Source organism: Dietzia sp. SLG310A2-38A2 (assembly GCF_014145095.1).
Taxonomy (GTDB): Bacteria; Actinomycetota; Actinomycetes; order Mycobacteriales; family Mycobacteriaceae; genus Dietzia.
This window is the reverse complement of the sequence record NZ_JAALDX010000169.1, coordinates 1-9,426: the sequence shown is the minus strand read 5'-3', so window position 1 is coordinate 9,426 and position 9,426 is coordinate 1. Positions and strand designations below refer to the sequence as shown.

General features: G+C 70.6%; 7 protein-coding genes and 1 tRNA gene. 2 read left to right on the top strand and 6 right to left on the bottom strand.

The features are described from left to right. Nucleotides 1–489, bottom strand: a 489-nt coding sequence (locus G6027_RS06685) for a Rho termination factor N-terminal domain-containing protein (protein ID WP_182636492.1), incomplete at its 3' end; no start/stop codon positions are given. 470 nt (nucleotides 490–959) lie between these two features. Here G6027_RS06685 and G6027_RS06680 point away from each other — a divergent pair. Beyond that, nucleotides 960–2,630, top strand: coding sequence for an AMP-binding protein (locus G6027_RS06680; RefSeq protein WP_182636491.1), 1,671 nt, complete (start codon nucleotides 960–962; stop codon nucleotides 2,628–2,630). A gap of 40 nt (nucleotides 2,631–2,670) precedes the next feature. Here the strand turns inward: G6027_RS06680 and thrB are convergent, their stop codons facing one another. Genes thrB through argS form a run of 5 tightly spaced genes read right to left on the bottom strand, consistent with a single transcriptional unit; the run spans nucleotide 2,671 to nucleotide 9,125 of the window. After that, on the bottom strand, nucleotides 2,671–3,633 hold the full coding sequence (thrB, locus tag G6027_RS06675; protein WP_182636490.1) for a homoserine kinase: 963 nt from the start codon (nucleotides 3,631–3,633) through the stop codon (nucleotides 2,671–2,673). Next, a complete protein-coding gene (thrC, locus tag G6027_RS06670) occupies nucleotides 3,630–4,712 on the bottom strand; it encodes a threonine synthase (protein ID WP_182636489.1) in 1,083 nt (360 codons plus the stop codon). The genes thrB and thrC overlap by 4 nt, the downstream gene beginning before the upstream one ends. Next, nucleotides 4,709–6,061 (bottom strand): homoserine dehydrogenase, encoded by a 1,353-nt coding sequence (locus G6027_RS06665; RefSeq protein ID WP_182636488.1) that lies wholly within the window; start codon nucleotides 6,059–6,061, stop codon nucleotides 4,709–4,711. The genes thrC and G6027_RS06665 overlap by 4 nt, the downstream gene beginning before the upstream one ends. Further along, nucleotides 6,058–7,476, bottom strand: a complete 1,419-nt coding sequence (gene lysA / locus G6027_RS06660; RefSeq protein WP_182636487.1) for a diaminopimelate decarboxylase — start codon at nucleotides 7,474–7,476, stop codon at nucleotides 6,058–6,060. Before lysA ends, G6027_RS06665 begins: the two co-directional genes overlap by 4 nt. Then, the gene (gene argS, locus G6027_RS06655; protein ID WP_182636486.1) at nucleotides 7,473–9,125 is read right to left on the bottom strand and encodes an arginine--tRNA ligase; all 1,653 of its coding nucleotides are present in this window, start codon (nucleotides 9,123–9,125) and stop codon (nucleotides 7,473–7,475) included. The genes lysA and argS overlap by 4 nt, the downstream gene beginning before the upstream one ends. Nucleotides 9,126–9,315: 190 nt before the next feature. On the opposite strand from argS, the gene G6027_RS06650 reads away from it, so the two are divergent. Beyond that, nucleotides 9,316–9,391 (top strand) — tRNA-Arg (locus G6027_RS06650). Nucleotides 9,392–9,426: the final 35 nt, after the last annotated feature.

The following is a 9,426-nucleotide window of genomic DNA, read 5'->3' as shown; positions in this document are numbered from 1 at the left end:
CTGGTTCTGGTTCTGACCCTGGTTCTGGCCCCCGCTGCGCGGGCCGTCCTGCCGACGGTTCCGGTCGCTCTGATCCTGCCCGTCCCCGCGGCCCTGACCCTCGTCGGAGGCCTCGCGGCCACCACGAGCCCCGCCCTCGTCGCGAGTCCGGTCCTCGTCGCGAGTCCCGTCCTCGTCGCGAGTCCGGGCCTCGTCACGGCGACCGTCCTGGTCAACGGTCTTCGGCTCGCGCCCGGCCTGCTGGCCCCTCGGGGGCTTCTGCTCGTCGGACTGGGGGGCACTCTCCGGAGTCGCCGCGGGCGAGGGCTGGGCAGGAGCCTGGGACGCGCCGCCGCGGGCGGTGTCGATCATCGCCACGAGATCGCCCTTGCGCTTGCCTGACACCCCCTTGAGGCCCATCTGCTGGGCCAGGGACTTGAGGTCCGCCAGGCGCATGGCTGCCAATGCAGCACCCTGCGGTGGCGTGGAGTGGGTTTCCGTCGAGGTCACGGGTGTCCTTTCTGGGCCCGGGCCGAGGCGGTGTCAACCGCTTCGCACCGAGCAACTGTCCGGGACGCGGACGGGCGTCCCGGGTGGCCGCTGAGGCCGTCCGTGGTGGCGAACTGGCCGGACACGGATTCGTCTGAGGGGGATGTACACGAGGTGATGCCCACCGGGTCGACGTCATGTTGACCGTCGACTGCGGACGAGACCCACTCACGGGCACGACAATCCCAGTTGACCACTCGCCGTTCGGCCGCTCCCACCGGGACCACTCACGAGCTGCCGCCCGCGAAGGCGGAAAGCGAACTGGAGATGTCTCGGGATGCGGGGACGACCGGGCGTCCGTGGCTTCGGCAAGCATACTACCCGCAGTCCGTCTCCACACGCGTCCCCCTCGCGAGTCCCACGGGCGTGTCCGCATCTCCGCCGACGGGCGGTAACCTACAGCCCACTGTGGCCGCGCGGAGGGAGGTCTGATGTTCGGAACAATGCTCGACACCCCGTTGCTCGTATCCCGGATCCTCGACCACGCGGCGGAGCGCCACTCCGGTTCAACGGTCACCGGTTTCGTCGGGGACATGCAGCCTCGGACCACCCGGTACGACGTGATCGCAGCCAGGGCCGCGGCCACGGCGCACGCACTCACCGATCTCGGTGTGGGCGACGGCGACGTCGTGGCCGTCCTGTCCGGCAGCCGCACCGAGGTTGTCGAGTCCATGTTCGCGATACCGTCGATGGGCGCCGTCGTACTGTCGGTCAACGTCCTGAGATCCCGGTCCTTCCTCCTCGCCGCGCTTCGCGACAACGACGTATCCGTCCTACTGGTGGATCCCGAACTGCTCTCCCTCGCGCTCGACGTGGTCGTAGACCTGGAGCACGTGCGCCACCTCGTCGTCTTTGACACCCAGGTGCCCGGCGACGCCATCGACCTGTCCGGGGACGGACACGACGTCGAGATCCACGCCCTCGAAGCCCTCCTCGACGGACGACCCACCACCTTTCAGTGGCCCGAGCTGGACGAGCGCACCGCCGCGGCGCTCGCCTACACCTCGGGCACCACCGGTCTGTCCAAGGCCGTGGCGTTCACCCACCGGTCGATCTGGCTGCACTCGATGCAGATGTGCATGGCCGAGAGCGCGGCCCTCCGCAGCGGGGACACCGTCCTGACGACCGTGCCGATGTACCACGTCCTGTCCTGGGGGCTGCCCTACGCGGCCTTCATGACCGGGGCCAGCATCATCACCGCACGGCCGCGACCTGGCCAGGTGATGCACTCCGGACGCGACCTGGCCGACCTGCTGGCCACCTTCCGGCCGAACAAGGTCGCGACCACGCCGGCCTCGCTGCAGCGCCTCCTGCGCCGCCTGGAGACCAACCCGCAACCACTCGGCCACCTGGGCGAGGTCCTGGTCGGTGGCTCGCCTGTCCCGGAGGCTCTGTTCGACGCCTTCGTCACACGGCACGGGGTCACCATCATGCAGGCCTACGGCCTCACCGAGTCGAGTCCGATCGCCACGTTCGCCCGCGCCGACCCCCACTCGTCCGCGACCCACCGTCGGGCACAGATCCTCGGGCAGGGCAGGTTCCCCGCCGGGGTCGAGGCCCGGATCGTCGAAGCCGGACGGGTCCTGCCGAACGACGGGTGGTCGGTCGGCGAGCTACAGATCAGAGGACCCTGGGTCACCGCACGCTATCTGGGCGACGACGCGACCGACCGGTTCGTCGACGGGTGGCTGCGTACCGGGGACATGGCAACCATCTCCCCCAGGGGCTACCTCGACGTGGTCGACCGGGTGGACGACGTCATCGCCTCGGGGGGCGAGTTGATCTCCTCGGTGGAACTCGAGCACGCCGTTCTGCGGGACGAGCGGGTGGCGGATGCCGCGGTGATCGGGGTGCCGGACGAACGCTGGGGCAACCGCCCCATGGTCCTGGTTCACCTCAAGCCTGGCGCGGCGGCCACCGCGCGGGCGCTCTGGGAGTCGCTGGAAGGCCACGTCGAACTGTGGAAGCGACCGGACCACTGGGCGTTCGTCGACGACATCCCCCGCACGTCGGTGGGAAAGTACGACAAGCGGGCGATCCGTTCACTCCACGCCGACGGGGCCTATCGTGTCACCACCATCTCACCGGGCGCCACCGCCTGACCGGGATCACGACCTGACCCTGGCCCCCACGGTGCGGTCGTCACTTCCCGGCGAGAACCCGGGCGCCCTCCGCGATCTGCAGGTCCATAACCTGCCACCCCTGGGACTCGGCGTCCCCGCGCAGGTCGGCCGGCAGCGCGGCGGTCCCCAGCACCAGCACGGTGGGGCCCGCTCCCGAGACCGTCGCGGCGAGTCCCCGGTCACGCAGCCGACCGACCCACTCGGTGGTGCCGACGAGCGCCGGGGCCCGGTAGGGCTGGTGGAGCCGGTCCTCGGTCGCGGCCAGGAGGAACTCCGGGTGCGAGGCCAGGGCCACCGACATCAGCGCGGCCCGACTGGCGTTGAAGGCCGCGTCCTCGTGGGGGACCATCTCCGGGAGCAACCCACGGGTCTGCGCCGTCGACGAGGTCTCGGCTGGCACCAACACGGTGGCGACGATCGTCGGATCGACATCCATGCGGACCGCGCGGTAGGTCACGGCTGTCGCGGACCGCTCCGTCCACGAGACCACGACCCCGCCGAGGACGCTCGCCGCGGCGTTGTCGGGATGGCCCTCGAACTCGCTGGCGAGCTGCACCAGGTGCTCGTCGGTCAGCACGTGACCCATGAGTCCGTTCGCCGCCACGAGTCCTGCTACCGCCGCGGACGCGGAGGACCCGAGACCCCGGGAGTGCGGGATCGCGTTGGTACAGGTGATCTTGACCCCCGGGGCGCCCGTGCCGCCGGCCCGCAGTCCCGCCTCCACCGCCTTCGCGACCAGGTGGGAGGCGTCGGCGGGAACCTGTCCGGCTCCCTCCCCCGAGACCTCGAGCTCGAGCCCCGAGCCGATGGTGGTCACCGTGATGGTGTCGTACAGGCCCAGTGCCACACCCAGGGCGTCGAATCCCGGCCCGAGGTTGGCGCTGGACGCGGGCACCTCGACGGTCACCGAGCGACCGACCGGCAGGATACGTCCCCCGGAGCTGCCGAAGACCTCGGGACCGGTACCGACCACGTCGCTCATTCCAACCCGAGAGCGCCGGCGACCGCGGTCGGATCCACCGGGATGGCCTCCACCTCGGGCATGCCCAGGAGGGCGGTGTCCGGGTCCTTGAGCCCGTTGCCGGTGACGGTGCAGACGATGGTCTGACCGGGCTCGAGCTCCCCGTTGGCGTGCGCGTCGAGCAGTCCCGCGACCGACGCCGCGGAGGCCGGCTCCACGTACACGCCGTCCTTACCCGCCACGGTGCGGTAGGCCTCGAGGATCTGCTCGTCGGTGCGCTTGCGGAACGTGCCGCCCGACTGGTCGCGGGCGGCGACGGCGCCGTCCCAGGACGCCGGCGCGCCGATCCGGATGGCGGTGGCGATCGTCTCCGGGTTCTTGACCGGTGCGCCGTCCACGAGGGGCGCCGCGCCCGCGGCCTGCACGCCCATCATCCGGGGGCGGGTCGAGACGATGCCGTCCGCGTGGTACTCGCTGTAGCCCTTCCAGTACGCGGTGATGTTGCCCGCGTTGCCCACCGGGAGGAAGTGCAGGTCGGGTGCGCGTCCGAGCACGTCGACGATCTCGAACGCGGCGGTCTTCTGGCCCTCGATCCGCACCGGGTTGACCGAGTTGACCAGACCGATCTCCGCGTAGGTCGCGGTGGTCTTGCGGGCCAACTCCAGGCAGTCGTCGAAGTTGCCGTCCACCTGGATGATCGTGGCGCCGTGCATGACCGCCTGCGCCAGCTTCCCCGCCGCGATCTTGCCCTGCGGGATGAGAACCGCGCAGCCCATCCCGGCGCGGGTCGCGTAGGCGGCGGCCGAGGCGGAGGTGTTGCCGGTCGAGGCACACAGCACGGCCTTCTGGCCCCGCGCCCTGGCGTCGGTGACGGCCATGGTCATGCCGCGGTCCTTGAACGAGCCCGTCGGGTTGAGGCCCTCCACCTTGAGGTAGACCTCGCAGCCGGTGACCCCGGAGAGGTAGGGCGCCGGGAGGAGCGGGGTCCCACCCTCGAAGAGCGTCACCGGCTCCCAGGTGTCCCCGATCGGGAGCCGGTCACGGTAGGCCTCGATGAGGCCGGGCCAGCGGTGGTGCACGGGCTGATGGGTGCTGCTCATTCGGTGTCCACTCCCTCGAGTCGGATGACGCTGGTGATGACCGAGACCGCGTCCTGGTCGGAGAGCGCGGCGACCGTGTCGGCGAGCGCGCGCTCCGAGGCACGGTGGGTCAGGACGGTGAGTTCCGCGGTGGGCTCGGAATCGTCCATCTCCGACTCGGGGAACTCGACCTCGGTCTGCCGGACCTGCGCGATGGACACCCCGTGGCGGGAGAACTCGGCGGCGACCAGTGCGAGCACCCCGGGCTTGTCGGCCACGCGCATCCGCACGTGGTACCGGGTGGAGACCTCGTCCATCGAGGCCACGGGGAGGGCCGCGTAGGTCGACTCGCCGGGTGCGCGACCCGAGTCCACCTTGTTGCGGGCCGCGGCGACCATGTCACCGAGCACGGCGGACGCTGTCGGGGAACCGCCGGCGCCCTGCCCGTAGAACATGAGACGGCCGGCCGCCTCCGCCTCCACCACGACGGCGTTGAAGGCGCCGTTGACGGTGGCGAGCGGGTGGCTGTTGGGCAGCAGTGCCGGATACACGCGCGCCGAGACGGCTTCGCTGCCGTCCTCCCGCCGCAGCTTCTCGCAGATCGCGAGGAGCTTGATGGTGCAGTCCATGTCGCGGGCCGAGGCGAAGTCGTCGGGCGAGATCCTGGAGATCCCCTCCCGGTAGACATCGCCCGCCGTCACCCGGCTGTGGAACGCGATCGAGGCCAGGATCGCGGCCTTCGCCGCCGCATCGTACCCCTCGACGTCCGCCGTGGGATCGGCCTCCGCGTATCCGAGCCTGGAAGCCTCCGCGAGGGTCTCGGCGTAGTCGGCGCCCGTGGACCCCATCGCGGAGAGGATGTAGTTGGTCGTGCCGTTGACTATCCCGAGGACCCGTTCGACCTGGTCGCCGGCCATGGAGCGACGCAGCGGTCCGATCACCGGGATGGCGCCGGCCACGGCCGCCTCGAAGTACAGGTCGGTGCGGGTCGAGTCCGCGGCCTCCGCCAGTTCGTCGGTGTACTCGGCCAGCAGCGCCTTGTTGGCAGTGACCACGGCCTTGCCGTGGCGGAGCGCCTCCAACAGGAGGGGACGGGGGACGTCGATGCCACCCATCAGTTCGACGACGACGTCGACGTCCTCCCGGGAGACGAGCGAGGCCGGGTCCGCCGTCAGGAGATCGGGGTCCACCCCGCGGTCACGGGTCAGGTCGCGCACCGCGACACCCCTCAGGGCCAGCGGCGCCCCGATTCGGGAGGCGAGGGCCTCCGCGTTCTCCGTCATGTAGCGGATGACCTCGGTGCCGACGGTGCCCATTCCGAGCACCGCCACTCCCACGGGTCGCACGCCTGACGCCGTTGCGTCGCTCACTGTCCCACCTCCAGGCTCGTCAGATCGTCCAGGGTTTCACGTCGGAGCACCAGGCGTGCCCGTCCGTCACGGACCGCGACCACCGCGGGCCGACCGATCAGGTTGTACCGGCTCGACATCGAGTAGCAGTAGGCGCCGGTCGCCGCGACGGCCACCAGGTCCCCCGCCCCCACGTCCTCGGGCATCCACAGGTCACGCACCACCACGTCACCGCTCTCGCAGTGCTTTCCCACGAGCCTCGCCACGACGGGTTCCGCCGAGGAGGCGCGGCCCACCAGTCGTGCGTCGTACACGGCGTCGTACAACGCCGTCCGGATGTTGTCGCTCATCCCGCCGTCGACACTGATGTAGCGGCGGTTCTCCCCGCCCGCGAGCTCGACGTCCTTGACCACGCCCACCTCGTAGAGGGTGACCGTGCCGGGTCCGGCGATCGCGCGGCCGGGCTCGACGACCAGCGTCGGGGGCGCGAGCCCGACGTCTCGCGAGAAACCGTCGACGATCTCCGTCAGCGCGGTGGCCAATTGAGCCACCGGAGGCGGGTCGTCGGAGGAGACGTAGCTGATGCCCAGTCCGCCACCCAGGTCCAGGTGGTCGAGCTGGGCCGTGCGCTCGACACCGAACTCGTCGACGATGTCGCGCAGGAGCCCGATCACGCGACGTGCGGCGAGTTCGAAGCCGTCGACGTCGAAGATCTGGGAACCGATGTGGCTGTGCAGGCCGGTGAGCCGGATGTGCGGTGCCGCGAACACCCCGCGCACGGCCGCCATCGCCGCCCCTCCCGCGAGGGAGAACCCGAACTTCTGGTCCTCGTGGGCGGTGGCGATGAACTCGTGGGTGTGCGCCTCGACGCCCACCGTCACACGGATGAAGACGTCCTGGACCACACCCTCATCGGCAGCGATACGGTCGAGCAGCGCGATCTCGGACATCGAGTCGAGGACCACGTGCCCGACCCCGCTACGCACGGCGAGTCGGAGTTCCTCGGCGGACTTGTTGTTGCCGTGCACCGTGATCCGTGAGGTCGGGAACCCCGCGCGCAGGGCCACCGCGAGTTCGCCGCCGGAGGCGACGTCGAGGCTCAACCCCTCCTCCGCCACCCAGCGCGCCACCTCGGTGCACAGGAACGCCTTGGACGCGTAATGGACCCGGTCGGCGCCGCCGAAGGCCTCCGCCATCTCGCGGCAGCGGGAGCGGAAGTCGTCCTCGTCGATCACGAACAACGGGGTGCCGAACTCCGCCGCAAGCTCGTCCGCCGCGACCCCGGCGAACTCCACCACCCCGTCGTCGCGGCGACCCGCACCGCGCGGCCAGACCGCCGTGTCCAGGGCCATCACCCCGCCCGCGTCGGAGGGACGCTCGCCGATCCCGGGCGCGTGCGGGAACTCGTGCCGGGACCCGGCCGGGTGCGCGCTCACATCTTCTCCGGGGCGGTGACGCCGATCAGCCGAAGTCCGTTGGCCAGCGTCTGTCGGGTGGCCGTGCTGAGCGCGAGCCGCGCGGCGTGGAGCGGCCCGGCCTCCTCGTCACCCATCGGCAGCACGCGACACGTGTCGTAGAAGCGGTGATAGGCGCCCGCGAGCTCTTCCAGATACCTGGCGACGCGGTGCGGCTCGCGCAGTTCGGCGGCGCTCGCCACGACCCTGGGGAACTCACCGATGGTCCGGATGAGCGCGCCCTCCCGGTCCTCGACGAGGAGCGCCAGGTCGGCGGCATCGGTGGTGACCCCCAGGTCGGCGGCATTCCGGGCCAGGGAACACAGGCGGGCGTGGGCGTACTGCACGTAGAAGACCGGGTTGTCGTTGGTCGCCGACGTCCACAGCTGCAGATCGATGTCCATGGTCTGGTCGACCGAGGAGCGGATGAGCGCGTACCGCGCGGCGTCGACCCCGATCGCGTCCACCAGGTCGTCGAGCGTGATGACGGTGCCGGCGCGCTTGCTCATCTTGACCGGGACGCCGTCCCGCACGAGGCTCACCATCTGACCGATGAGGACCTCGATCGCCGCGGGGTCGTCCCCCAGCGCCGCCGCCGCGGCCTTGAGACGGGCGATGTACCCGTGATGATCCGCGCCGAGCATGTAGATGCACAGGTCGAAACCGCGGTCCCGCTTGTCCAGGAAGTACGCGATGTCGCCGGCGATGTAGGCCGCGTTGCCGTCGGACTTGAGGACGACGCGGTCCTTGTCGTCTCCGAAGTCGGTGGAGCGAAGCCACCACGCGCCCTCGGACTCGTACAGGTTGCCGTTGCTCTTGAGCACCTCGATCGCCCGGTCGACGGCGCCGGAGGTGAACATCGAATTCTCATGGGTGTAGACGTCGAAGACCGTCCCGAACTCCGCGAGCGACGCCTTGATGTGCGTGAACATCAGATCGACGCCCGTCGCACGGAACGTCTCGAGCCCCTCGGCCTCCGGCAGCTCGAGGACGCCCGGGTGCTCCGCGACGACTCGGGCGGCGATGTCCTCGATGTACGCACCCGCGTACCCGTCCTCCGGCGTCGCCTCGCCGCGGGCCGCGGCGGCCAGCGACCGGCTGAACCGGTCGATCTGGGCACCGTGGTCGTTGAAGTAGTACTCACGGGTCACCTGCGCACCCGACGCCTCGAGGACGCGCCCGAGGGCGTCACCGACCGCCGCCCAGCGGGTGCCACCCAGGTGGATCGGGCCGGTCGGATTCGCCGAGACGAACTCGAGGTTCACCCGACGACCGGCCATCGCGTCCCCGGTGCCGTACGCCTCGCCCTGAGCGATGACGGAGGCCACGAGCGACCCCTGTGCACCCGAGTCGAGGCGGATGTTGAGGAACCCGGGGCCGGCGATGTCCGCCGACGCCACACCGGGATCGGCAGCGAGCGCGGTGGCGATCTCCTGCGCCAACTCCCGCGGGGAGGCTCCGACCTTCTTGGCCAACTGCAGCGCGATGTTGGTCGCGTAGTCGCCGTGTTCCGGGTTGCGCGGGCGCTCGACCGTCACCGTGTCCGGCACCACCGAGATGTCGGCTCCACGCTCGGTGAGAACGGTGATGAGTGCGGCGCGGATGACGGCGGCGAGGTCGGCGGGAGTCACGTCTTCCTATCCTAGGTGTCAGCACGTCGGCAGCGGAATCGGACACCGACTGGCCCCCGTCCGCCCGGCCCGGGCGGGGCCGATGCGGTCGCGGCCCCGCCCCGGTGCTACGATCGGTCTCGCTGTTCAGCAGGGCGGTTCGAAGTAACCTCCCGGTGATCGGCCTCCGGCCCCGAAAGGCCGGTATCCCGCCCTCGTAGCTCAGGGGATAGAGCGTTGGTTTCCGGTACCAAAGGTCAGAGGTTCGATTCCTCTCGGGGGCACCACGGCAGCGGGGCCCGGGCTTGTCAGCCCGGGCCCC